This is a genomic window from Bacillus mesophilum (assembly GCF_008923265.1).
Taxonomy (GTDB): domain Bacteria; phylum Bacillota; class Bacilli; order Bacillales; family Cytobacillaceae; genus Cytobacillus; species Cytobacillus mesophilum.
In genome coordinates this window covers 192,627-215,495 of record NZ_WBOT01000005.1, presented here as the reverse complement: position 1 = coordinate 215,495, position 22,869 = coordinate 192,627, and the positions used below count along the sequence as shown (strand labels likewise).

24 protein-coding genes are annotated in these 22,869 nt (G+C 39.1%); 17 read left to right on the top strand and 7 right to left on the bottom strand.

Going from position 1 to position 22,869, the window contains the following annotated elements; all coding sequences use genetic code 11:
• Positions 1-132: 132 nt before the first annotated feature.
• Entirely contained in the window at positions 133-1,005 is an 873-nt protein-coding gene (locus F7732_RS16395) for a cation diffusion facilitator family transporter (RefSeq protein ID WP_066448809.1), read from the top strand.
• Positions 1,006-1,093: 88 nt separating this feature from the next.
• On the opposite strand, the gene F7732_RS16390 is transcribed toward F7732_RS16395, so the two are convergent.
• Positions 1,094-1,531, bottom strand: coding sequence for an Rrf2 family transcriptional regulator (locus tag F7732_RS16390; RefSeq protein WP_066448807.1), 438 nt, complete (start codon positions 1,529-1,531; stop codon positions 1,094-1,096).
• A gap of 185 nt (positions 1,532-1,716) precedes the next feature.
• Between F7732_RS16390 and F7732_RS16385 the strand changes: the two genes are divergently transcribed.
• Entirely contained in the window at positions 1,717-2,580 is an 864-nt protein-coding gene (locus F7732_RS16385) for an SDR family oxidoreductase (protein ID WP_151575079.1), read from the top strand.
• 118 nt (positions 2,581-2,698) lie between these two features.
• On the opposite strand, the gene F7732_RS16380 is transcribed toward F7732_RS16385, so the two are convergent.
• Positions 2,699-3,145: a hypothetical protein gene (locus F7732_RS16380; RefSeq protein WP_151575137.1), complete on the bottom strand. Its 447-nt coding sequence runs from the start codon at positions 3,143-3,145 to the stop codon at positions 2,699-2,701.
• Between the two features lie 345 nt (positions 3,146-3,490).
• Between F7732_RS16380 and F7732_RS16375 the strand changes: the two genes are divergently transcribed.
• Together F7732_RS16375 and F7732_RS16370 are read left to right on the top strand one after the other, a co-directional pair.
• Positions 3,491-3,700 carry a hypothetical protein gene (locus tag F7732_RS16375; protein WP_151575078.1) on the top strand — a complete coding sequence of 70 codons (210 nt, stop codon included), beginning with the start codon at positions 3,491-3,493 and terminating at the stop codon, positions 3,698-3,700.
• Between the two features lie 155 nt (positions 3,701-3,855).
• Positions 3,856-4,494, top strand: coding sequence for a DUF1349 domain-containing protein (locus F7732_RS16370; RefSeq protein ID WP_151575077.1), 639 nt, complete (start codon positions 3,856-3,858; stop codon positions 4,492-4,494).
• Between the two features lie 105 nt (positions 4,495-4,599).
• Here F7732_RS16370 and F7732_RS16365 read toward each other — a convergent pair whose 3' ends face one another.
• Together F7732_RS16365 and F7732_RS16360 are read right to left on the bottom strand one after the other, a co-directional pair.
• Positions 4,600-5,478: a hydroxymethylglutaryl-CoA lyase gene (locus F7732_RS16365; protein WP_151575076.1), complete on the bottom strand. Its 879-nt coding sequence runs from the start codon at positions 5,476-5,478 to the stop codon at positions 4,600-4,602.
• Positions 5,475-6,128, bottom strand: a complete 654-nt coding sequence (locus F7732_RS16360; RefSeq protein ID WP_151575075.1) for a GntR family transcriptional regulator — start codon at positions 6,126-6,128, stop codon at positions 5,475-5,477. Before F7732_RS16360 ends, F7732_RS16365 begins: the two co-directional genes overlap by 4 nt.
• A gap of 202 nt (positions 6,129-6,330) precedes the next feature.
• Between F7732_RS16360 and F7732_RS16355 the strand changes: the two genes are divergently transcribed.
• The 7 genes from F7732_RS16355 to F7732_RS16325 all read left to right on the top strand — a co-directional run bounded on the left by F7732_RS16355 (position 6,331) and on the right by F7732_RS16325 (position 13,298).
• Positions 6,331-7,533: a CaiB/BaiF CoA transferase family protein gene (locus F7732_RS16355; RefSeq protein WP_151575074.1), complete on the top strand. Its 1,203-nt coding sequence runs from the start codon at positions 6,331-6,333 to the stop codon at positions 7,531-7,533.
• A gap of 13 nt (positions 7,534-7,546) precedes the next feature.
• Positions 7,547-8,971, top strand: a complete 1,425-nt coding sequence (leuC, locus tag F7732_RS16350) for a 3-isopropylmalate dehydratase large subunit (RefSeq protein ID WP_151575073.1) — start codon at positions 7,547-7,549, stop codon at positions 8,969-8,971.
• A complete protein-coding gene (gene leuD, locus F7732_RS16345; protein WP_151575072.1) occupies positions 8,971-9,573 on the top strand; it encodes a 3-isopropylmalate dehydratase small subunit in 603 nt (200 codons plus the stop codon). The genes leuC and leuD overlap by 1 nt, the downstream gene beginning before the upstream one ends.
• Before the next feature lie 29 nt (positions 9,574-9,602).
• Positions 9,603-9,851 carry a hypothetical protein gene (locus F7732_RS16340; protein WP_151575071.1) on the top strand — a complete coding sequence of 83 codons (249 nt, stop codon included), beginning with the start codon at positions 9,603-9,605 and terminating at the stop codon, positions 9,849-9,851.
• A 2-nt stretch (positions 9,852-9,853) separates the two neighbouring features.
• Positions 9,854-11,365 carry a sodium:solute symporter family protein gene (locus F7732_RS16335; protein ID WP_151575070.1) on the top strand — a complete coding sequence of 504 codons (1,512 nt, stop codon included), beginning with the start codon at positions 9,854-9,856 and terminating at the stop codon, positions 11,363-11,365.
• A gap of 69 nt (positions 11,366-11,434) precedes the next feature.
• On the top strand, positions 11,435-12,682 hold the full coding sequence (locus F7732_RS16330) for an MFS transporter (protein ID WP_151575069.1): 1,248 nt from the start codon (positions 11,435-11,437) through the stop codon (positions 12,680-12,682).
• A 19-nt stretch (positions 12,683-12,701) separates the two neighbouring features.
• Positions 12,702-13,298: a flavin reductase family protein gene (locus F7732_RS16325; RefSeq protein ID WP_151575068.1), complete on the top strand. Its 597-nt coding sequence runs from the start codon at positions 12,702-12,704 to the stop codon at positions 13,296-13,298.
• 124 nt (positions 13,299-13,422) lie between these two features.
• Here the strand turns inward: F7732_RS16325 and F7732_RS16320 are convergent, their stop codons facing one another.
• From F7732_RS16320 to F7732_RS16310, 3 genes are all read right to left on the bottom strand, one after another.
• Positions 13,423-14,037 carry a hypothetical protein gene (locus F7732_RS16320; RefSeq protein ID WP_151575067.1) on the bottom strand — a complete coding sequence of 205 codons (615 nt, stop codon included), beginning with the start codon at positions 14,035-14,037 and terminating at the stop codon, positions 13,423-13,425.
• A 291-nt stretch (positions 14,038-14,328) separates the two neighbouring features.
• Positions 14,329-14,865: a GNAT family N-acetyltransferase gene (locus tag F7732_RS16315; protein ID WP_151575066.1), complete on the bottom strand. Its 537-nt coding sequence runs from the start codon at positions 14,863-14,865 to the stop codon at positions 14,329-14,331.
• Between the two features lie 156 nt (positions 14,866-15,021).
• On the bottom strand, positions 15,022-16,269 hold the full coding sequence (locus tag F7732_RS16310; RefSeq protein WP_161598902.1) for an AraC family transcriptional regulator: 1,248 nt from the start codon (positions 16,267-16,269) through the stop codon (positions 15,022-15,024).
• A gap of 122 nt (positions 16,270-16,391) precedes the next feature.
• Between F7732_RS16310 and F7732_RS16305 the strand changes: the two genes are divergently transcribed.
• From F7732_RS16305 to F7732_RS16285, 6 genes are all read left to right on the top strand, one after another.
• Complete coding sequence (locus tag F7732_RS16305; protein ID WP_151575064.1) at positions 16,392-18,683, top strand: glycoside hydrolase family 3 C-terminal domain-containing protein; 2,292 nt, start codon at positions 16,392-16,394, stop codon at positions 18,681-18,683.
• Positions 18,684-19,189: 506 nt separating this feature from the next.
• The gene (locus F7732_RS16300; protein WP_151575063.1) at positions 19,190-19,870 is read left to right on the top strand and encodes a response regulator transcription factor; all 681 of its coding nucleotides are present in this window, start codon (positions 19,190-19,192) and stop codon (positions 19,868-19,870) included.
• A gap of 302 nt (positions 19,871-20,172) precedes the next feature.
• Positions 20,173-21,090, top strand: a complete 918-nt coding sequence (locus F7732_RS16295) for an ATP-binding cassette domain-containing protein (RefSeq protein ID WP_151575062.1) — start codon at positions 20,173-20,175, stop codon at positions 21,088-21,090.
• Positions 21,083-21,832 carry an ABC transporter permease gene (locus F7732_RS16290; RefSeq protein ID WP_151575061.1) on the top strand — a complete coding sequence of 250 codons (750 nt, stop codon included), beginning with the start codon at positions 21,083-21,085 and terminating at the stop codon, positions 21,830-21,832. Before F7732_RS16295 ends, F7732_RS16290 begins: the two co-directional genes overlap by 8 nt.
• Positions 21,810-21,989, top strand: coding sequence for a hypothetical protein (locus tag F7732_RS23125; protein WP_240056662.1), 180 nt, complete (start codon positions 21,810-21,812; stop codon positions 21,987-21,989). The genes F7732_RS16290 and F7732_RS23125 overlap by 23 nt, the downstream gene beginning before the upstream one ends.
• On the top strand, positions 21,943-22,767 hold the full coding sequence (locus tag F7732_RS16285) for a sensor histidine kinase (protein WP_240056661.1): 825 nt from the start codon (positions 21,943-21,945) through the stop codon (positions 22,765-22,767). The genes F7732_RS23125 and F7732_RS16285 overlap by 47 nt, the downstream gene beginning before the upstream one ends.
• Positions 22,768-22,869 lie beyond the last annotated feature (102 nt).

Genomic DNA, 22,869 nt, shown 5'->3' with positions numbered 1-22,869 from the left:
AAGAAATTTTGACCTCAACCAACTTAGTTACCTCCTCCTATCTTTTATAAAAAAGGTCAAAAAGGTTTCTCTAGACCCACACGATCATGGCTTGTTACTATATAGTTCGATGGTTGACAGGGAGTTGATTGAATGGAAGAACAAAAATATAAAGATTTGAAATTAGGGGAAAGAGGAGCAATTATTAGTATAGTTGCTTATATTGTCCTTTCTATATTCAAGCTTCTGGTAGGATACATGAGTGATTCCGCTGCTTTAAGAGCAGATGGATTGAATAATACAACAGATATCATTGCTTCGATTGCAGTGTTAATTGGGTTAAGAGTTGCACAAAGACCGCCAGATGGGAATCATACATATGGCCATTGGAAAAGTGAAGGCATTGCTAGCATGGTTGCATCGTTTATTATGATGGCTGTTGGAATTCAGGTCCTGATCGATGCGGGAACTTCTGTGTTTGAAGGGGAAAGCGAATCACCCGATATCATAGCAGCATATGTAGGTTTAGTATCCGCGGTTGTCATGTATTTTGTGTACCGCTACAATAAAAAGCTGGCCGAAAAAATAAACAGTTCCGCTGTTATGTCAGCCGCGAAAGACAATATTTCAGATGCATGGGTAAGTATCGGAACCGCAATAGGCATATTTGGCTCCCAATTAAACATGCCCTGGTTAGATCCCATTACGGCATTTATTGTGGGACTTCTTATATGCAAAACAGCTTGGGACATATTCAAGCATGCGACACATGAATTGTCTGATGGATTTGATGAAGAAAAATTGAATGTATATAAAACAGAAATTTTAAATGTAGATGGTGTCAAAGGCATTAAGGAAATAAGAGGACGAAGCTATGGAAACAATGAAGTTGTAGACGTTGAAATCCTTGTAAACTCCACATTAGACATAAAAAAGGCGCATGACATCGCAGATATTATCGAACATACCCTAATGGATAAGCATGGTGTATATAATGTGCACATTCATATAGAGCCGAATAGCTAAAGAAAATAATTCTATAGATAAAAAAAGAAGCCGTTGCAGGAATACTCAATGTATTGTTCAACGGCTTTTTCGTTTTTGTACCTGGAATCTATTGAATCTGTTCTTTACGGTCAATGTCCCTAACAACATCTTCAATCGTCACATTTTTTAATACCTTTTCCATTGCCAGCTGTGCTGCTGTGAACAATGGTTCAATCGTATTTTGAATGTTTTTGCCGACAGGACAATCAGGAAGAGGACTTTCATGCATGCTGAACAATTCATTCTCCTGTACCACATCAACTGCTTTATAAATGTCAAAAAGAGTAATATCAGATAAGCTTTTTGCAAGTTTAGCCCCAGCAATACCTGGATGGACCTCAATCAGACCAGCTTTTTTGAGCATTCCCATGATTTTTCTGATCACAGCTGGGTTCGTGTTAACACTTGCGGCTATAAATTCAGAAGAGGTTACACCTTCTTCTCTTGTCATTTCAATTAAAGTTAATATATGAATACCAACAGCAAATCTGCTACTGATGGGCATCCTCAGTCACCGCCTTCATTATCATTCATCCATTTTTATCATGTAATAAACTTAATTACAAGTTTATTATACTAAATTATTTTTAAGATCAAAATCATACCTGTTGACAATACGGTTACATGTAACTAAAATGAATACATGTAATCAAGGTTGTTACAAAGTAAATTCTATTGGAGGCAATGAACATGAAAATTTTAGTTACTGGAGCAACAGGAAAATTAGGTTCAAAGATTGTAGAATCTTTATTAAATACAGTACCTGCAAGCAATTTGGCAGTCAGTGTCCGTGATCCTGAAAAAGCAGAAGGATTCCGCACCCGTGGAGTGGAAGTTCGTCATGGAAATTTTGATCACCCTGAAACCCTCGATGAAGCCTTTAAAGGCATTGACAGATTGCTGATTATTTCAGCTGATGGTGATAATGACACAAGAATCCAGCAGCATGCAAATGCGGTTGCAGCGGCTGAACGCGCAGGAGTAAAGTTTATTGCATACACTAGTTTAGCTAATGCAACCGAAAGCAAAAATTTAATGGCACCACCACATATTGCAACAGAAGCAGCCATTGTAAAAACAGGCATTCCTTATTCATTCTTACGCAACAACTGGTATTTGGAAAACGAAATGGGAAGTATTCAAGGTGCAATGGCAGGAGCTCCATGGGTAACATCTGCTGGAGAAGGGAAGGTAGGATGGGCACTGCAGCAGGATTACGCAGAAGCTGCAGCAGCAGTACTTACTGGGAACGGTCATGAAAATACAGTATACGAACTTTCTGGTCCTCTTTTAACGCAAGAAGAATTGGTATCTGCTCTTGGGAATGTCCTAGGAAAAGAAATCCCTGTGCAGCATGTTAGTGACGAACAATATGCAGAAGCAATGAAAGGAGCAGGTGTACCTGACTTTGCTATTCCGATTGTAGTAGGAATACAGGAAAGCATTCGCAGCGGTTCATTGGCTGTGGAAAGTCATGATTTTGAAAAAGTACTTGGCCGTCCAATTACTCCAATAAATGAAGCACTGAAACAGCTTGTTAAAGCAGGTTCATAAAAAATAATTGGTCTCCATATAAAAAAGTGAAATCATTTTCGATTTCACTTTTTATATGGAAAGGGCGGAGGAGAACCTGGTCATCATGCCTATTCGCAGGATAGACCCTTTAAAGAAGTCAGACGAAACTCCTTCTTTCGGATACCTTTAGAATAATTGCCCTTAGCGTAAATCCGATCACTAAACCAGGGATTACAAAGAGCATGGGGATAAATACAGGACCAATTAAAGTGCCGAATAATTTAAATTTCGTGCAATAAAAAACTCCCACTGTTACAAAATAGGCAGAGAAAACGAATGGGAGAAAAGATAACTTTTCTTCAGCAGGCATCGCCGTTCTGTAGCCATCCCACATCGCAAAAAAGTATAAACAGGCATAAAATAAAAGCCATTGAAAATCTGTAACAGAATATGCCCGATCAAATTCTCCAATAAAGCTAAACATAATAGCAAGGTTGAAATGGCTGTTCATATTTATAATGACTTCTGAAAGAACAAAAAAGATCCCTTTAATATAATGGCCAGTTAATAATTGACTAAATCCAGGAAAGGCAATACTCCACATAATTGACTCAAATTTTCCAATATGCAACCGTACTCAACTCCACCTTTTAGATATAAGGTTAGTTTGTTTAAGGAAAAGGAAATTCATTCATAGATTATTTACTGTCAAAGGTAATCCGAGCTGAGCTTGAAGCACATAATTAAATGTTGATTATATTTAGTGCAGATTCGGATTCGTAAAATTTTGGATATATAAGGTAAGAAAGAGAATGGATAAGATCCTTCCATCTGTTTTATTGTATGACAGTACATGATATAATGAGGAGCTTAAGAAGATTAAGACTTTTCCTTATACGGATCCCATTAAAAGCTTCCGCATAACGATCAACTATAGAGGTGTAAGAAAATGAATAAACGATGGACTATTAGTAAAATTAAAGAATTTGTTGAGAAAAATTCTGAAAGTAAGCTGCTGACGACGGAATATCATGGTTTTTCGCAAAAGCTTCAATTCCAATGTGCCTGTGGGAGCCAATTTGAAAAAACATTTACGAAATTTAAAAATAACCACCAGCGCAAGTGTGATACGTGTCAGCCTCCGAAAGTGTCACGTTAGATATGTGAAATCAAAGTGCCAGTTTCTTTTTTGAGAAGTTGGTGCTTTTTTTGTTTATAAATATATTTGATGGCACAAGGAAGCCTATCTCCATTTAATAACAGAGAATGTGTGATATAGTAATGAAAATCGAGGATAAAATGGGAGGCTAGCTGATGAGCAAAAGTTGGATATTATATGAGAACTTTAACAGTGAACAACTTAGTAAAGAGCTTGAGTGGCGCTGTGAACCAAAGAATTGGTTTTTGGACAGGGATTCTTCTCAACTTGTATTAAAAACAGATTTGGAAACGGATTTTTGGCAAAAAACGCATTACGGGTTTGAGGCTGATAATGGGCATTTTCTCTTTACGAAAACCAGCAAGAATTTCAGAATGACCACAAGAGTTAAGACACTGCCAAAATCAAAGTATGACCAAGCTGGACTAATGATACGATTCTCTGAAGATATATGGGTGAAAACTTCAATAGAGTACATACCAGATGATAGAAGCAAGTTAGGAGCAGTTGTTACAAATAGAGGCTATTCTGATTGGTCTACCCAATATGTAGACGTTAAGAATACCCAAATATATTATCGCATTTCTATTATTGGTCAAAATGTCTATGTCGATTTCTCTTGGGACGGAGAAGCATGGAACCAAATTAGAATTGCACATCTAGAGATACCAGAAAACTCAACCATATTAGCAGGGGTCTATGCCTGCAGTCCTCAAGGGAAAGATCAAGAAGTACGTTTTGATTTTTTAACCATTGAAGAGCTCAATCATGAACCATCAACTGCATACCTATAAATCATTAACAAGCGCAAACACAATAAGCAGCTCCATTTAATCCTTTATAAATAGAACTGCTTATTTGTGAGTTTGCATTAAAGGCAATTTTAAATAGTGACTTCTCTAATTTGCTTTCATCAGCATCCCATCCAGCGGCCGCTCCATATGATTCTCAAGCCATTTTGCCGTATCGATTAATTGGTCCAGCTCTGTGCCTGTGCTGATCCCCATTCCATGGAACATATTGACCATGTCTTCAGTACAGGCATTGCCAACAGCTTTTGGCGCGAAAGGGCAGCCGCCAAGACCAGCGATGGAAGAGTCGAAACGGCGGACGCCCGATTGGTAGCCAGCTAAAATATTGGCGAGTCCGAGACCACGAGTGTTGTGGAAGTGAAGTCCTAGTGATAAATCTTGGCCAAACTGATTATAAAATGCAGTAACCACACTTTGGACTTGAATAGGATTGGCCATTCCAGTTGTATCCGCCAATGTAATTTCGGAGCATCCGGCGCTCAAGAACTTTTCTGCAACCGTTAACACTTTTGCTAAGGGAACTTCTCCTTCAAATGGGCAGCCGAATGCAGTTCCAAGTACACCTGAAACACCTTTTGTCGTTTCAGCGCCTTCTTGAATAACCTTTGAAAGCTCATTAACCGCTTGATCGACCGTTCTTTTAGCATTGCGAAGATTAAAAGAATCACTGGTAGTTAGGGCAACATGCAGGAAATCTACGTCTGTTTGTATCGCTCGTTCCAGTCCAGATCGGCTAAGAACGAGCCCGCCATAGCGGACATCCTCACGTTTAGGAAGAAGCTTCAGCAGTTCTTCAGCATCAGCCATTTGCGGAACAACTTTTGGATTCACGAAAGAAACGGCTTCGATATTTCGTATGCCGGCATCAATTAATCTTGTAATTAATTCTGCCTTTACTTCAGTAGACAGAAGTTTTTTTTCATTTTGCAAACCATCACGGGGACCTACTTCACAAATGTCAATCATTTTACTGCCTCCTTGATCTCATCAAAATGTTTTAATACATTGTCTCGGCCGCTAAAAATATGCTCATGCATGGCTATGCGTGCGCGTTCTGGCTCTTTATTTTGAATGGCTCGAAAGATCGTTTTATGGACCTCCAGTGATTGCCTCAGCTGAAAGTCTGTATACCAATAGAACGAACGAAAGACCATCGGAACAACAACAACTTTTGAGATATGAAAATATAAGTGTTTGTTTTTAGCTGCAGTAACAACTCCATCATGAAATTTTGTATTCATATTGACGATATTGCTTATGCTCTGTAAATCGTCTTCGATATGGCGGTGAATCGCAGCCTCATACAACTGGTTGGCTGATAGCAGAAGCTCCAGATCTTCTTCTGTCCGATTGATCGCTGCCTGGCTGGCTGCATAGCTTTCCAGCAAACTTCTTAGATCATAGATTTCCTTAATATCTTCTTTTGTAAAATTGCGGACGCCAACGCCTCTTTTAAATGGGACAACCAGTCCTTCTGCTTCTAATTGTTTAATAGCCTCCCTTATAGGAGTTCTGCTCAAATTTAATTCTCTTGCTAAGGTTTCTTCTCCTAATCGCATCCCTGGTTCATATCTGCCAAGAATAATCGATTCTTTAATTGATTTGTATGCATCCATCGTAACACCTCACAGTTATTGTATACAAAAATAAATTTAACTACAATGAATTTTCTGAATAATACTATGTAAGCGGTTAAAATTAGGTAAAAAGTAACAAATACTTCTTTTGTTGAAAAAGGTGGTTGACACTTTGTATACAAACACATAGATTTGTATATATAATTTAAAAAATTCAAAATATATTAAAAGGTGGATGAACATGGCAGACCATAAACTACCATTAGAAGATTTACGAGTGATTGAATTGGGGACACTATTGGCTGGGCCGTTTACAGGCAGATTATTAGGAGATTTTGGTGCTGAAGTGATCAAAGTCGAGCCACCCGGAAAATCAGATCCGATGCGTTATTGGGGAAAATCAAAGGATGGCGTGGGATTATGGTGGCCGATTCAATCTCGAAACAAAAAGTCGATTACGCTGAACTTGCGTGAAGAAGAGGGTCAGAAAATCCTAAAAGAATTAGTGAAGGAAGCAGACATCGTCATTGAAAATTTTCGGCCAGGAACAATGGAAAAGTGGAATCTCTCCTATGAAGCGCTCGCAGAAATCAATCCCAAGTTAGTGATGGTTCGGACGTCTGGATTCGGCCAGACAGGTCCATATAAAAATCGGGCAGGATTTGGAAGTGTTGGGGAGGCCATGGGCGGGCTTAGAAATGTAACCGGTTTCAAAGATCGTCCGCCTTCCAGAATAGGTGTCTCGGTTGGTGATACGCTTGCGGCACTTTTTGCAGCCATTGGCTGTCTAGTTGCCATTCATGAACGGAAACAATCCGGCAAAGGGCAGGTTGTCGATACTGCTTTATATGAATCCGTTTTCTCCATAATGGAGAGTATCATTCCGGACTATCTATTATCAGGCTATATCCGTGAGCGGATGGGCAATATTCTTCCAGGTGTCGCACCATCCAATATTTATTTTACAGAAGATAAAACGTATATTGTCATTGGTGCCAATGCCGATGGGGTATTCCGCCGTCTTTGTAAGGCAATGGAACAGCCGGAGCTGGCAGATGATCCGCGCTTTGCAACACATGATGCAAGAGGGGAAAATATGAAACTTTTGGATTCAATGATTGAAGAGTGGACGAAAACACTGCCTGCAAAAGAAGCGCTTGCGATACTAGAGGAAAAGGGTGTTCCATCCGGATTGATCTATACGGCCAAAGATATCATGGAAGACCCGCATTATAAAGAGAGAGAAATGATTATTTACAAGGACCATCCGGACCTTGGTGAATTCCCTATGCCAGGAATTGTACCGAAATTAAGCAGAACACCAGGTGAGGTTAAGCATGTCGGTCCTGAAGTCATGGGCAAGCATAATGTAGAAATCTATCATGAGCTGCTGGGATATAATCTGGAGCAATTAAAAGCATTGGAGGAGAAGAAGATTATTTAAGGGGGGATTTACTGTGGGAAAAACCTTATACGAAAAAATCTGGAGGAAGCATGTGGTAATCGAAGATGATGATCAGCCTTCTCTTATCTATATTGATCTCCATCTAGTACATGAAGTCACTTCACCGCAAGCATTCGAAGGATTGCGAATGCAATACCGCAAAGTACGGCGGCCGGACTTAACGTTAGCTACAATGGATCACAGCATCCCAACAAGAAATCGTTCCCTTCCGATCCAAGATGAAATTGCCAGAAAACAGGTCAAAACCCTTGTGGACAATTGCAAGGATTTCGGGATAACACTATTTGATTTAAACAGCATCTATCAGGGGATTGTACATGTGATTGCGCCAGAACAGGGTATCACGCAGCCAGGACAGACGATTGTCTGCGGAGATAGTCATACATCCACACACGGCGCATTCGGTGCTCTTGCTTTTGGAATCGGCACAAGTGAAGTTGAGCATGTTCTTGCCACACAAACATTAAAGCAATATAAAGCAAATACGCTGGCACTCCATGTGAAAGGTGAATTGCCGACAGGAACAACCGCGAAGGATTTGATTCTTTCAATCATCGGGAAATACGGTCATGATTTTGCAACTGGCTACGTCGTCGAATACCGCGGGGAAGCCATCACCAGGCTCTCAATGGAAGAGCGCATGACCGTTTGCAATATGAGCATTGAGATGGGAGCACGTGCAGGCTTGATAGCACCAGATCAAACAACTTTTACGTACTTAAAAGGAAAAAAATATGCGCCGGCTGGAGCTGAGTGGGAAGCTGCTCTGACAGAATGGAAAAAGCTATCTACTGATGAAGATGCGGTATTTGATTTAGAGATTGAATTTGATGCAGGAGAGGTAGCGCCACAGGTCACATGGGGTACGAATCCTGGTCAGGTGGCAGCCATCAGCGAAAGAGTGCCAGATCCGGAGGAACTGCCACACGAGCAGAAGCGTTCAGCAGAAAAAGCCCTGCAATATATGGACCTCCCCCCTAAAACCTTAATGACAGAGATTGAAATTGACACCGTCTTTATCGGATCCTGCACTAATAGCCGAATCGAGGATTTACGTAAGGCGGCTAAGATTGTGAACGGATATCAGGTGGCAGACGGCGTCGAAGCTCTTGTTGTGCCTGGATCACAGCTTGTCAAAAAGCAGGCAGAAGAAGAAGGACTTCATACAATTTTTTTAAAGGCAGGGTTTCAGTGGCGTGAAGCAGGCTGCAGCATGTGTCTGGGTATGAATGATGACCTTGTTTTGCCTGAACAGCGCTGTGCCTCGACATCCAACCGAAACTTTGAGGGACGTCAGGGCAGAGGAGCCAGAACCCATTTGGTCAGTCCAGAAATGGCTGCAGCTGCAGCGATCAAAGGGCACTTTGTTGATGTCCGGGATTGGCATCTGAAAACGTTGAAAGGAGCGAGTCTATAATGAAATCCTTTACAATGGTCACTGGAGTGGCTGCCCCATTAGATGCAGCCAATGTGGATACTGACGCAATTATTCCGAAGCAATTTTTAAAAAGGGTTGAGCGCACTGGTTTCGGTCAATTCCTTTTTTACGAATGGCGTTATAAAAATGGCCAAGAAAACCCTGATTTTGTATTGAATAAAGAAGCATATCGGAAAGCTCCGATTCTTCTTTCGAGAAAGAATTTTGGATGCGGTTCCTCCAGGGAACATGCTCCGTGGGCATTAGCAGAGTTTGGAATCTCTGTCATTGTAGCTCCTTCATTTGCAGATATTTTTCATAATAATTGCTATAAAAATGGCATTCTGCCGATCACCTTATCAGAAGAAATCATTCAGTCATTGTTTGAAAAAACCGAAACGCAGCTTCATTATGAACTTTCAGTGGATTTAGAGACTCAGAGAATAACAGATCATGTAGGTTTTGAGGAATCTTTCGAAATTGCTCCGTACCGCAAGCAGCTTCTTTTAGAAGGCTTGGATGAAATCGGTGCTACCTTAAAGGAAGAAAACCACATTACAATGTTTGAAAAGCAGCATAAAGTGTTTTTTAGTATAAGTTGACTGAATATTTCTAAAAAGGAGATGTTGGAATGAAAAAAGAAATCAAAGAGCCGATTCGCAAAAAATGGATTTGGATTATTCTGGTTTTGATTACGCTTGGAAATGTTCCTTGGTATTTTTCTGATTCCATGGTGGAGCCGTATGTTTTTGGATTTCCGTTCTGGGGCTTTATTATTCTTATATTTTCGGTGATTCTAAGTGCTTATTTAAGCTGGTTATGCATGACACAGTGGAACATTGTTGAAAACGAGGAAGAAGCAGAAAGGGAGGAGGCCTAGATATGGAAGAGTTAGTGTTCGCCGGGAGTGATGGCATCATTATCTTAAGTGTTTTTGCATTGATCATGCTTGTAATTGGGTATTACTCGGGCAAGGGAGAAAAGAATATTCACAGCAGTTTGTCAGGCTATTACTTAGCTGGGAAAAATCTGGGGATTATTGCATTGTTCTTTACCCTATTCGCAACTCAATATAGCGGTAACACAATCGTAGGCTATGCTCCTACAGCCTATCGAACGGGGTTCTCCTGGCTGCAGTCGATTTCGTTTATGACGATTATTATTGGAGTATATCTGCTATTTGCACCAAGATTATATGTGATTGCAAAAAAGCGAAACTTTGTTACACCGACAGATTGGCTTCAGCACCGCTTTAACTCAAAAGGGGTCACTCTCTTGGCAATATTCTTAATGCTTTGGGGATTAGGAAATTACCTGCTCGAACAATTGGTTGCAATCGGTCAGGCAGTATCAGGCATGACAGGTGGAACCATCCCATATCAATATGCAGTGCTGGCATTCGTATTCGTTATGCTCGCTTATGAGTGGATGGGTGGAATGAAAGCGGTTGCTTTTACCGATGTCATGCAAGGAATTGTCCTTTTGATCGGAATCATTGCTTTTGTGATTGGTGGAATTTATTTAGCGGGCGGCAGCTTTGGAGAGATCACTCAGTATATCGCTGCAAATGAGCCAGCTAAAATCGCTGTGCCGGCAGCAGAAGTGAATATTAACTGGTTCAGTATGCTCATCCTTGTCGGGCTCGGTGCCAGTATTTATCCTCATGCAGTCCAAAGGATTTATGCAGCAAAAAGTGAAAAAACGTTAAAGAAGTCGTTTGCACGTATGGCATGGATGCCTTTGCTGACAACAGGGTTAGTCTTTATTGTTGGAATCATTGGAATTAGTCTTTATCCGGGATTATCTGGCGATAACTCCGAGCAGCTTGTCGGGTTAATGGCAAATGACATTGCTGCAATCAATCCGTTTTTCTATTGGATTATGATTATCTTTTTTGGAGGAATTGTCGCTGCGATTGTCTCAACGGCCGATTCTGTTTTATTGAGCTTTTCTTCTTTGATTTCCAATGATGTGTATGGCAAATTTATTAGACCTGATGCAAGTGAGCATCGGAAAGTAATGGTCGGAAAGGTCGTCGGTATTATTGCCATTTTTGGATTGCTGTGGATTGCCTGGAATCCGCCAGGGACACTATATGAAATCTTTGTGCTGAAGTTTGAGCTTCTTGTACAGGTTTTCCCTGCCTTTGTGCTTGGACTTTATTGGAAGCGCTTAAATGGGAAGGCTGTTTTCTGGGGAATGATTCTTGGAGCCATCCTTGCTGGGCTCCTCACCTTTACTGGCAATAAAACCATCTTTGGCATTCATGGAGGAGTTATCGGCCTTGCCCTGAATTTTGTCATTTGTATTGCAGGCTCGTACTTAACAGCTCCGTCGATAAAAAAGAATCCGATGCTTGAGGAAGATATGAATACAGCGAATTTACCTCAGTAAGGTGTGCGGGGAATACTGGAAAACACGGCTATATTAGAAGAGGCATGCAAATAAAAGAGGCGAAAAAACATGTCTAAACTGAAAGTGAAACAGGGAGCATCGATTCTTTCTGAGCAGTGGCGAATGCTTGTATATCTGCTGATGGCTCAGCTTCTAATTGCTTTTGTCGGACGCAGTATCGGACCGCTTGGAGCACTCATTGGCGAGGATCTTTCGTTAACAAAATCGCAAATTGGGATGCTGCCGGCGGCTCTTTTCTTCGGCCAGGCAATCATCTCCGTCCCAGCAGGATTTTTAACCGACCGTTATGGCTCAAGAAACTTATTGGTATTAGCAGCCATCTTTCTGGGAGCGGGATTCTTAGTAATGACGTTCACAGTCCATTTTTTGCTTATCCTTTTTCTTGTCATGATTGGCGGAATGGGGTACGGGGCAATGCATCCAATTACCAACAGAGGCATCATCGACTGGTTTTCCTTAAATCAGCGTGGAACAGCAATGGGCATTAAGCAAACAGGGGTAACGGCAGGGTCTGCTCTGGCGGGGTTTATCTTGCTTCCATTAAGTGTGGAATATGGCTGGAGGATTGTATTGATGTCAGGCTGTTTACTTTTGGTCTTCAGCGGATTTGTTTCTTATTGGTTATATCGGGATTCTCCTAAGCAAAGTCAACCTGCAGCAAATCAAGGTCTGACAGATTTTTATAAATCTATGTTTGGGCTGATGAGAAATAAATCTCTTATGCTGGTCAGCTTTAGTGCGATTGGTTTAAATGGTTCGCAAATGTGCTTAAACACCTATCTGGTCCTTTTTGTTTATGAAAAATTCAGCATTTCACTTGTGCTTGCCGGAGGTCTATTTGTTATCTCAGAGCTCAGCGGCACACTTGGACGAATAACTTGGGGAATAATTAGTGATATTGTATTTAAAGGTAATCGGATTATCATTTTACTCATCATTTCAGTCTTAACAGCTGTTTCAAGTACAATTGTGGCGCTGCTTCCGAGTGCAAGTTTTGCTTTGTTAGTTCCAATTATCATGCTGTTTGGTTTTTCTGTTTCAGGTTTTAATGGCATATGGATGAACCTGGCCAGTGAGATTGTTCCTCCACAGCAGGCCGGAATCGCAAGCGGTGTTAGCTTAATGTTTGGTTCTATGGGTGTGATGATTGTTCCCCCTCTATTTGGGTTTATGGTAGATGAGACAGGGAATTTTATGTTTGGCTGGCTGTTGATCACCGGATTGATGTTTGTCGTATTTTTTATGCTCTTTTACTTGTCTATACTAAATAAGAGGAATAGGGCCGAAGTGTTTTAATAGAAAGGAAGATGCGCAGATGGAGATAAACCCTTCAGAACTTGGAGAAAAAGAAGTCTATAAATTGTTGAGCGGATCAGTCGTTCCCAGGCCGATTGCCTGGGTTTCGACTATTTCAGAGTCCGGCATTCTAAACTTAGCTCCTTATAGTTTTTTTACAGTGGCGTCACGCAACCCGCCGATGCTTTGTATTTCCGTGGGTCCTGGTGTTGGTGAAAGGGAAGGCACTGAAAAGGATACACTGGCCAATATCCGTTCACAAAAAGAGTTTGTCATCAACGTGGTTAAAGCTGAGCTTGGAAACGGCATGCAAAAGAGCGCCGAGAATGTCCAGCCTGAAATAAACGAATTCGAAGCAGCCGGCTTAACACCGGTTGATAGCATTGCAGTAAAACCTAAAAGGGTAAAAGAAGCCCCCATACAAATGGAATGCAAACTCGATCAGATCATACCGCTTGGCACAGACCATCTCATTATTGGGCAAATGATTCATTATCATATTCAAGATGAATATTACCTAGGAAATTACAAAGTGAATCTTGAGAAGCTCAATCCGCTGGGAAGACTCGCTGGAACCTATAGTGAGATGAAGGGATTGTTTACGCTGCCGAGGTAGAAGAAAGCCACCTATTGATTAGGGGCTTTTTTTCGTTGAAAAATATAGCCAAAGAGTGAAACCTAATAAGGAAAGGAGGATTTATGGTTTAGGGGATGAGTTAATTAAGAAGAAGGGACAAACTTCATTTGCTTATCCCATTGATTTCTCTATCCACCACAGCAGGCAATTCAACAATCGATTTCAAATTAGGACCTTCTGCATATGGCAGAAAATCTATACTGCCAAGTTTCGTTGCAACATCATATTCTCCGACAATAAGATCTAATAAAATAAATGAAGCGGGTATCCAATCTTCCGAGTCTGCGTCATAACCTTGAATATACAAAACAATATCTAATGTATCCCCATTTTTTCTGTAAGTAAAAAAGACATGGTCAGGCGCTAAAGTAATGTCCTCAAATTCGATGGACGGTAAATCCTGTATATCCCCTTTTTGCCGGAAAGCAATGATTTTAAACCCATCAAGTGGAGGAGCCTGTTCAACAAGATTAATGACATCTTGAAAAGCCGATAGAATTCCATCTGCACTTATAATAAATTCTCTCTTTCCTTCCACAAGTTCAGCGCTAAATTCAAATGATAAATCCTCATTTATCTTAGAGATCTGCCTATTTAATTTTTGAAAAAGAGATTCTAAACGATCTTCCTCTAATTGAAAATAATCATCTGAATGTTTGCTGAACCAATTCCAAAAGTCTGCAGCGGTATAATGTTTACCAAAGAGTTTTCTTAACATAACTATCTCATCCTTAATATGTGATTGAGATTATTATACATAACAGAAAGATATGAAGATAACGTAAATTTTGGGAAAATATGAATAAGTGCATTTTGTAAAGTAGCGAAATGTCTTTCCAATTGCTTTTTCTAATATTAACATTTATAGAGCAGTCAAAATAAATAGGGATAGTTGAGGAAGAAGGGTTTTATAATTAAACAAGATTTTTGGATTATAAATAAATTGAACTTTACATTAGAGGCTGCTGAGCATAAAGATGAATTTTAATTATGCTTTTTGCTCCGTCACTTAATTATCGGCCAAATGTAAATCTGAAAGTAACATCCCATATACAACGCTATCGGTCCACTCATTCTTATTCCAAAAATCCTGAATAAAATGAGCTTCTTTTCTCATGCCAATTCGCTCACACAGTTTTTGCGATGCTATATTTCTTGCATCAAGGTTAGCTTGTATACGATGCACATCAAAGCGATCAAATAACTCCTTTACTAAACTACTTACTGCTTCTGTAGCATAACCTTTTCCTGAAGCTTCGTTAGAAAAGCTATAACCAATTTCAATGGTATCTTTCATATCTGTAAACCATACAGATAAATCACCAATGACTTTCGCGTTCTCTACAACTGCCAAACTTAAAGTTCTTTCCTTTGTAAGTTTCCTATTTTCTAGTTTTTTATTAAACTTTGCCTGCCTATCTTCATGTGCCCACTTATCATGCAATAGATATCTACAGGTATCATCATTGTTATAGATAGTAAAAACATCATCTAAGTCACTATTCTTAAATGGTCTAATGGTTAATCGTTTCGTTTTAAATTCCAAAAAAATGGTCCCCTTTTGAGTCCTAAAGTGAATGGCTGATATCTATTCCAAAATAGCGACAGGATCTATCACTCTGCTTGGAAAGGTATATATGTTAGGTGTTCAAATTACTAAAAATTTCTGTTCATTCTTATTTTTAGGCTCCTTTGTATAAAATTATGAGTCGATTCCTTTGTCGAGTTTTTTTATATAAAATTGTTTTGGCGTAATACCAGTTATTTTTTTGAAAACTTTTGAAAAATGGCTTTGGTCATGGAAGTTAAGTATTGTTGCAATTTCTGATATAGAATGATTTGTAAATCTCATAAGATTTTTAGCTTCTTCAACTTTTTCACGATGTATAAATTCACTAATCGAAATCCCAACCTCTTTTTTAAACAAAACAGATAAATAACTTGCATTCAATCCTGCCGTGTTCGCTAATTCGGAAAGGGAAATTTCTCTATATAGATGGCTGTTAATATAACTCTGGCATGCACTCACAGGTTTTGAGTATTTATTTTTTTTCTTATTTTCAACTAATTCTGCAAACTTAAGGAGGCACTTTTGTATAAACTCTCCAACACTTTTGTGGTCATTAAGATCCTCAAGCTGCTGTATTAAAGAATCACTAAGATTATAGGCAGTAATTTCGTTAAGCCCGCCATCCACTGCAGCTCTTGTTGCCAAAGTGATCGCTGCAATACCAGAATTTTTTAAACTCCTGAGATAACTCTTTTTGGAGAGTAGTCCTATTTCCATATCACTTTGTGTATGTAGTGCATGTAAAACTTGGTTTGTCTTCCCTGCTTTAATTAAGCTGAACAACTTTTTTTCGTCTAAAGTATTTACACTTGCCTGATCATTTTGTCGCTTTTCTGCTATTTGTGCAATGGGCTCTTCAATTTTACCCTGTTTGTTTTCCTCTAAATACTTCTTTTCATATATGTCTGAAACATCCAATTTCTTTTGATAAATCATATAATAAAGCGCACAACTAATATGAATAAAATCTATTTCTTTGATAACTGGAAGGGAGTGATAATACGTTAGGAATTCTTCCTTCTTTGTTTTCGGGTAATAGTCATTTCTTATAATCGTAATGGCTTCTTCGGATAATTTTTTATTTAGAACTGGTCCAACAAGTAAGAACCCAATATATACACCATTGGAATGAAGAGAAACTGAGAAATAATTTTCAAGGTATGGACTTTGGAAGAACATTGGCATACTTGGCTGATCATTGTTTCTGTAGACTTCTAATAGCTGGTGTTTTATAGGTACATAAAATGGACTTTCAATATTGTGATTTGGAACTTGATATAATAATGTTCCTTGAGGATCGAAAATAAGTAAGGGAACTTTAAATAAATCATAATAAAGATTAGTGATGTATTCTAAATCATCCAATAATAATGTTTTCAACTTTTTTCTCCTATATAAAAAGTTCCAAAAATCATACAATTTTTCTATAAAATATACCATAAAAAAGTAAATACAAACAATATAATGGCAGTAGTAAGCGTTTTCTAGAAAGGGGAATAAAAGTGAGCAGGAATATTAAAGCAATTATATCTCAAATGTCATTAGAGGAAAAAGCAAGTCTGTGTTCGGGATTAGATTTTTGGCATACAAGAGGGATTGAGCGGTTAGGAATTCCTTCAATTATGGTTACCGATGGACCGCACGGATTACGTAAACAAAAGGAAGGATCTGATCATTTAGGGATTTTTGACAGTGTTCCTGCAACATGTTTTCCGTCAGCTGTTGGATTAGCAAGTACTTGGAATAAAGAATTAATTAATCAGGTTGGGGTTGCATTAGGCGAAGAAAGCCAGGCAGAAGAGGTTGCAGTTCTGCTTGGACCAGGGGCAAATATCAAGCGTTCTCCACTTTGCGGCAGAAATTTTGAATATTTTTCAGAAGATCCCTACCTTTCCTCTGAAATGGCAGCAAGCCATATCAATGGTGTGCAAAGCCAAGGAGTTGGAACTTCCTTAAAGCACTTTGCAGCAAATAATCAAGAGCACCGGAGAATGTCTACCGATGCAATCATTGATGAAAGAACATTACGTGAGATTTATTTGGCGAGTTTTGAAGGTGCAGTTAAGAAGGCACAGCCTTGGACAGTAATGTCAGCTTACAATAAAGTTAATGGTGAATACGCTTCAGAAAATCATCATTTGCTAAATGATATTTTAAAAGATGAATGGGGATTTGAAGGGTTTGTGGTTTCTGACTGGGGAGGAGTTAATGAACGTGCAGATGCACTTTCCGCTGGGTTAGAACTAGAAATGCCAGCAAGCAATGGGATTGGTGAACAAAAGATTATAGAGGCTGTTAAAAACGGAAAGCTGTCTGAAGAAAAGCTGGATCGAGCTGTAGAAAGGTTTTTAAATATTATTTTTAAAGCTGTGGATAACAAAAAATCAAACGCTGTGTATGACATAGAAGCTCATCATCGCCTAGCTAGAGAAGTGGCAAGAGAAAGTATGGTTCTACTTAAAAATGAAGACAGTATCCTTCCTATGAAAAAAGAAGGCAAAATTGCTGTTATCGGTGAATTTGCAAAGATACCTAGATATCAAGGCGGCGGAAGTTCTCATATAAAACCTACAAAATTAGATAATATATTAGAAGAAATTGAGAAATCTGCAGGTAAGAATACGAATGTGTTATTTGCCAAGGGGTATGAGCTGGAAAGTGATGAAGTTAATAGCCACCTAATTAGTGAAGCAAAAGTGACAGCAGCTGGCGCAGATACAGTAATCCTTTTTGTTGGACTGCCAGATCGTTATGAATCAGAAGGGTATGACCGTCAGCATTTACACCTTCCGGAAAACCATGTCCAATTAATTGAAGACATTGCAGAGGTCAATAGCAATATTATCGTTGTATTAAGTAATGGTGCGCCAATTGAAATGCCTTGGATCTCAAAAGTACAAGGACTGTTAGAAGGATACCTAGGCGGACAAGCACTGGGAGGAGCCATTGCGGATTTATTATTCGGAGATGCGAACCCAAGTGGGAAATTAGCGGAAACATTTCCAATGCAGTTAAGTGATAATCCTTCTTTCTTAAACTTCCCTGGGGAAGAGGATCTAGTGGAGTATAAGGAAGGCATTTTCGTAGGGTATCGCTATTATGATAAGAAAAGGATTGAACCATTATTCCCATTTGGTTTTGGTTTAAGTTATACGCACTTTGAGTACAGCAAACTTTCCTTAAGCAAGAAGCAAATAGAAGAGAGCGAACATGTTACTGTGACGCTAAACGTAAAAAATGCTGGAAATGAAGCTGGGAAAGAAACGGTGCAACTTTATGTTCGTGATGTGGAGAGCAGTGTGATCAGACCGGAAAAAGAACTAAAAGGTTTTGAAAAAGTTGAATTGCAGCCTGGTGAGGAGAAAGTTGTGACTTTCCTCTTAGATAAACAAGCATTTGCTTATTACAGCGTGAAGCTGAAGGATTGGCATGTTGAAACAGGAGAATTCGAAATTTTAATTGGGAAATCATCCAAGGAGATTGTTCTAAAGGACAATGTTTTTGTTCAGTCAAGCGTAAGTATAAAAAAACCTGTTCATCGCAATACAACCATTGGTGATTTAATGACTGACCCAATACTGGCTCCATTTGCAAAGGAACTTCTGGAGAAGATGAACAATCCAGTTGGGGATGCGGCTCCAAGTGATGGTCTAGGTACAGAATTAATGGAAGCCATGATGAAATATATGCCGTTGCGAGCATTGGTTAATTTCAGTCAGGGGGCAATGACAGAAGAAATGCTATCAGGGATTATCCAACAATTAAATGAACAGCTGGATAAGGAAATGGAATAAACTTTTAAAATGCAATGATTCTTTCATCGGTTCGGCAGCTGAATCGATGGAAGGAAAAAAGTACGTTGACTAGTGTTTTAGAAGTTTAGGTTAATCTCTGCTAACAGGTGAATATGTATTAGTTCAGCCGCCAACTCAGGCGGCTTTTGTCTTTTTACTAAGGCGCAGGTTAGTGAGGCAGTACAGAAATAACACCGTTTTATGGGGGTTATTAATGATAGGAAGTATAGTCAAATCATTATTCATAGTCACTAAATTACGAAGAATTTAATGAGATTGGATTCATAAGACAACATCTAAATCTTTATTAAACTTGTTTTACAAATTCATAAAGCAGAAATGTTAGAATTAGTTTATCAAATGTTTGAAATCGTTGTTGTGGTTGTGTACATCGCTATATTTTTGCCTTTTTGTATTTTTTCATCCTTTAAAAAACATATTTTACTATAGAAGATATAAGGTTTAAAATCTATAGAAAAAAGTCTATCAAAAAAACAGGTGATCAAATGAATGCAGGCAAAAGAATTTTAATAATCGAAGACGATCAAGAGATCAGCAGGCTGCTCAGTGTGATTTTAACAAAATCACAGATGGCGCCGGTTGCAGCTTTTTCTGGAACAGAAGGACTGCTGCAGCTGCAGAATAATTCCTTCGATTTAATATTGCTCGATTTGATGCTTCCAGGCAAAAGCGGTGAGGAGCTGTTAACAGAAATCAGAGGGAAAAGTTCCATTCCAATTATCATTATTTCTGCAAAAGTTGATGTTGAGGATAAAGTGAAAGTTTTGAAAATGGGTGCAGATGATTACATAACGAAGCCATTTAATCAGGAAGAAGTGATGGCTCGAATTGAGGTTCAATTAAGAAAGGCTGGATTTTATCAGCAGAAATCAGTGGAAATGGACTGGCGCGAACTTAAAATTCATACAGAAAAAAGATTGGTAACATTAAATGAAAAGGAAATACAGCTTACGAATGCTGAATTTGATCTTTTAACATTTTTCATGAATAACCCAGAGCGTGCTCTTTCCAAAAAGGAAATTTACGAAAGCATCTGGAAAGGGACCTACTATGGCGACGATAATACTGTCAGCGTTCACGTTTCAAACCTGCGCAAGAAAATAGCGGAAGTGACGGATACAGAGTATATTAAAACCGTTTGGGGAGTTGGATTCATGTTCGTATGACCTGAAAGACTGAAAAAATCACTTCCGCTTTTCTTTATGCCAGCTAGTCTTAAGCTTGTCGTCCCTGGGCGAGCACCTTCCGCATTTCTTTATGTCTAGCTCCAGGCGCTAGGGACTCGAGGTCTTAAGCCAATCTGTCCTAAAGGTTAAAGAACAACCTTTAAGCCAGCTAGTCTTAAGCTTGTCGTCCCTGGGCGAGCGCCTTCCGCTTTTCTTTATGATTTCTTTATGTTTTGCTTAAAGGTTTTTAAAGATTTCTACGCTAAACTGAAAGTAGAACATTTAGCAAAGGAGTCAAAAAGATGGATGCTGTTATACAGACGTATCAATTAATGAAAAAATTTAAAAATGAAACCGTCCTTAAGCCTCTGGATTTCACATTAAAAAAAGGTGAAATTTGTGCACTGATCGGAAAAAACGGGGCAGGAAAATCGACGTTTTTTAAAATTCTGGCTGGTCAGCAAATGCCGTCATCCGGTGAGATTCATTTGTTTGGAAAATCGGGCAGAGAGCTGGAAAAAGCAAAAAGAAGAATTGCATTTATGGTAGAAACACCAGCATTCTTCCCGGACTTTACGGCAGTTCAAAACCTGGAGTATTTTCGGATTCAACGAGGAATCGTGGACAAAAGGCGCGTTTATGAAGTTTTAGAGATTGTTGGTTTAAAGCAAGAAAAGAAAAAAAGATTTAGAGACTATTCTATGGGCATGAAGCAGCGCCTAGGCATAGCTCTTTGTCTATTAGGCAATCCAGATTGTTTAGTGCTTGATGAACCGATCAATGGTTTGGATGTTGAAGGGATCATGGAAATCCGCCAATTATTGAAAAAGCTAAATCAGGAAAATCAAATAACAATCCTTATTTCCAGTCATATTTTAACCGAATTGAATTTGCTGGCAAACCGTTTTGTTTTTATCAAAAATGGCGTCATTGTTGAAGATTTAAGCAAAGTACTGCTTGAGGAGAAGAGTAAAAAGCAAATTCTGATCACAGTAGATGATTCAGCTAAAGCAGTCCAATTACTGGAGCGGGCCAATGCTGACATTCAATTGAAAGTCCTTCCTGATCACGAAATTGCGATTCAAAATCATGTGGAGAACAGTGGAAAACTTAATCGCTTGTTAGTCGAAAATGGTGTGATGGTGAAGCAGTTCAGCATCAAAACACTGGATCTCGAGGAATACTTCTTAGGGTTAGTGGGAGGCGATCAGCATGATTAATTATATGAAAAGTGAATATTACCGTTTGCTGCGCAAAAAAAGTCTGCATTTAACAGCAATACTTTGTTATATGCTGATTGCCTTTGCTGCTGCTGTCCTTTATTATTTCGGGGAATATGAAACCAACTTTCCATATGCAACAGATCAATTCTTCTATTCAAATGTTACGGCAGCAGGACTAGTAATTATCATTATTGGTCTGCTTTACAATATGGCTCTAACGGGGAAAGATCGATCCTTGATCAAGCAATCCATTTCTTTTGGGATCTCCCGCAGTATCATTTTTTGGTCAAAGCTGATTCTTACTCTAGGGTATTTTCTTTTGGTATGTGTGATTGGTATGTGTTTAATGCTTCTTCTAGGTGACTCCCTATTGACTCATGAACCTGAAGCACTGAGAAACTTTCTAATAGTGAGTGTGAATATGATTCCAATCGTGCTGAGTGGTTTTTTTCTGGGGCATACGCTGAAAATGCTAAAAGTTGGAGATGTTTATATCATTATCGTAATGTTATTGATTTTTGCTATATTAGGAGATTTGCTGCGCTTTCTGCTTCGTCCGTTTGCAGCCTTAGACGAGGTATATAAATACGCGCCAGATACACTGCTGAATGATAATTTAATGAGCTTCGTGAATGGTACACCTCAATTAGGCATCCAGTATTGGATTGTTGGCTTGATCCTATCAATGGCTGCATTACTGATTGGAGCAAGAATGTTTGCAAAACAAAACATCGATTGATGATGAAGGGATGAATGAAAGTGAGCAGCTGGCTGATTATAAGCATCTTGGTATTCCTTTTGATTGCTGCGGTCGTCATGCTTCTGCTTTTCCATTGGGATATCAGAAGGATGACGAGGCAATTAGAGGATATCAACGAACATTTTGGGACAAATGAGTTAGTCCGGACTAATACCCATAATAAAAACCTGGCGACATTTGCTGCGAAAATCAACCAGCTTATTCATCTATACAAACAGAACCAGCAGTCAGTCGAAAGAAGAGAATTGGAACTAAGACAAGAAATCACTAACATCTCTCATGATCTGCGAACCCCGATCACTTCAATCAAGGGGTTTTCAGAGTTATTAACAGACCCGTCTTTATCTGAAGAGGAGAGAAAGGAATTCTTAACCATTATTCAGAAAAAAATTGATAATCTCACCTTGATTGTGGATTTATTCTATGAACTTTCACAGCTGCATTCATCAGATAAAAAGCTGCACATGGAAAAGCAATTGCTGGACCAAACCCTCGTGGAAACCATGCTTTTATTCTATGATGATTTTGAAAAGAAAGAATTAAAGGTAGATATAAAGGAAGCCAGTGTCTCTCCAATTCTGGCTGACCAAAAAGCGACCGTCCGTATGATCACCAACATCATTCATAATGCATTAACCTATGCCAAAAGCCATTTTACCATTACATTAGCAGAAGACGAAGATTACGTGGTGTTAAAGGCTGTAAATGACGTTGACAAAATGAATAGTGCTGAGCTTGAAATGATCTTTAAACGAACATTCCGCTTAGACCAAAGCAGAACTGGCACTCATCTTGGATTGGGATTGCATATTGTTCAGGAACTTGCTGAACAGCAAGGCGGGAAAGTGGCAGCTGAAGTTCAGGAAAATGAATTTATTCTTTCAGTGTACTTTAAGAAATGGGATTTGGGTTAAGGGGACAGGTTCCTAGACCCAGTATTCATAAAAGATTGGACAAATGCGAGGCTGAGACATAAGTAACTAACATACCTATTGAACCGAATGGTAAGGAAGGCA

Coding starts and splice junctions, on each gene's coding strand:
- F7732_RS16285 (WP_240056661.1), top strand. CDS start 21,943: ATGACGAGGCAATTAGAGGATATCAACGAACATTTTGGGACAAATGAG.
- F7732_RS16320 (WP_151575067.1), bottom strand. CDS start 14,037: ATGTTAAGAAAACTCTTTGGTAAACATTATACCGCTGCAGACTTTTGG.
- F7732_RS16300 (WP_151575063.1), top strand. CDS start 19,190: ATGAATGCAGGCAAAAGAATTTTAATAATCGAAGACGATCAAGAGATC.
- F7732_RS16290 (WP_151575061.1), top strand. CDS start 21,083: ATGATTAATTATATGAAAAGTGAATATTACCGTTTGCTGCGCAAAAAA.
- F7732_RS16395 (WP_066448809.1), top strand. CDS start 133: ATGGAAGAACAAAAATATAAAGATTTGAAATTAGGGGAAAGAGGAGCA.
- F7732_RS16360 (WP_151575075.1), bottom strand. CDS start 6,128: ATGGATGCATACAAATCAATTAAAGAATCGATTATTCTTGGCAGATAT.
- F7732_RS16390 (WP_066448807.1), bottom strand. CDS start 1,531: ATGCCCATCAGTAGCAGATTTGCTGTTGGTATTCATATATTAACTTTA.
- F7732_RS16365 (WP_151575076.1), bottom strand. CDS start 5,478: ATGATTGACATTTGTGAAGTAGGTCCCCGTGATGGTTTGCAAAATGAA.
- F7732_RS16370 (WP_151575077.1), top strand. CDS start 3,856: ATGAGCAAAAGTTGGATATTATATGAGAACTTTAACAGTGAACAACTT.
- F7732_RS16340 (WP_151575071.1), top strand. CDS start 9,603: ATGAAAAAAGAAATCAAAGAGCCGATTCGCAAAAAATGGATTTGGATT.
- F7732_RS16335 (WP_151575070.1), top strand. CDS start 9,854: ATGGAAGAGTTAGTGTTCGCCGGGAGTGATGGCATCATTATCTTAAGT.
- F7732_RS16325 (WP_151575068.1), top strand. CDS start 12,702: ATGGAGATAAACCCTTCAGAACTTGGAGAAAAAGAAGTCTATAAATTG.
- F7732_RS16385 (WP_151575079.1), top strand. CDS start 1,717: ATGAAAATTTTAGTTACTGGAGCAACAGGAAAATTAGGTTCAAAGATT.
- F7732_RS16380 (WP_151575137.1), bottom strand. CDS start 3,145: ATGTGGAGTATTGCCTTTCCTGGATTTAGTCAATTATTAACTGGCCAT.
- F7732_RS16330 (WP_151575069.1), top strand. CDS start 11,435: ATGTCTAAACTGAAAGTGAAACAGGGAGCATCGATTCTTTCTGAGCAG.
- F7732_RS16375 (WP_151575078.1), top strand. CDS start 3,491: ATGAATAAACGATGGACTATTAGTAAAATTAAAGAATTTGTTGAGAAA.
- leuD (WP_151575072.1), top strand. CDS start 8,971: ATGAAATCCTTTACAATGGTCACTGGAGTGGCTGCCCCATTAGATGCA.
- F7732_RS16295 (WP_151575062.1), top strand. CDS start 20,173: ATGGATGCTGTTATACAGACGTATCAATTAATGAAAAAATTTAAAAAT.
- F7732_RS16355 (WP_151575074.1), top strand. CDS start 6,331: ATGGCAGACCATAAACTACCATTAGAAGATTTACGAGTGATTGAATTG.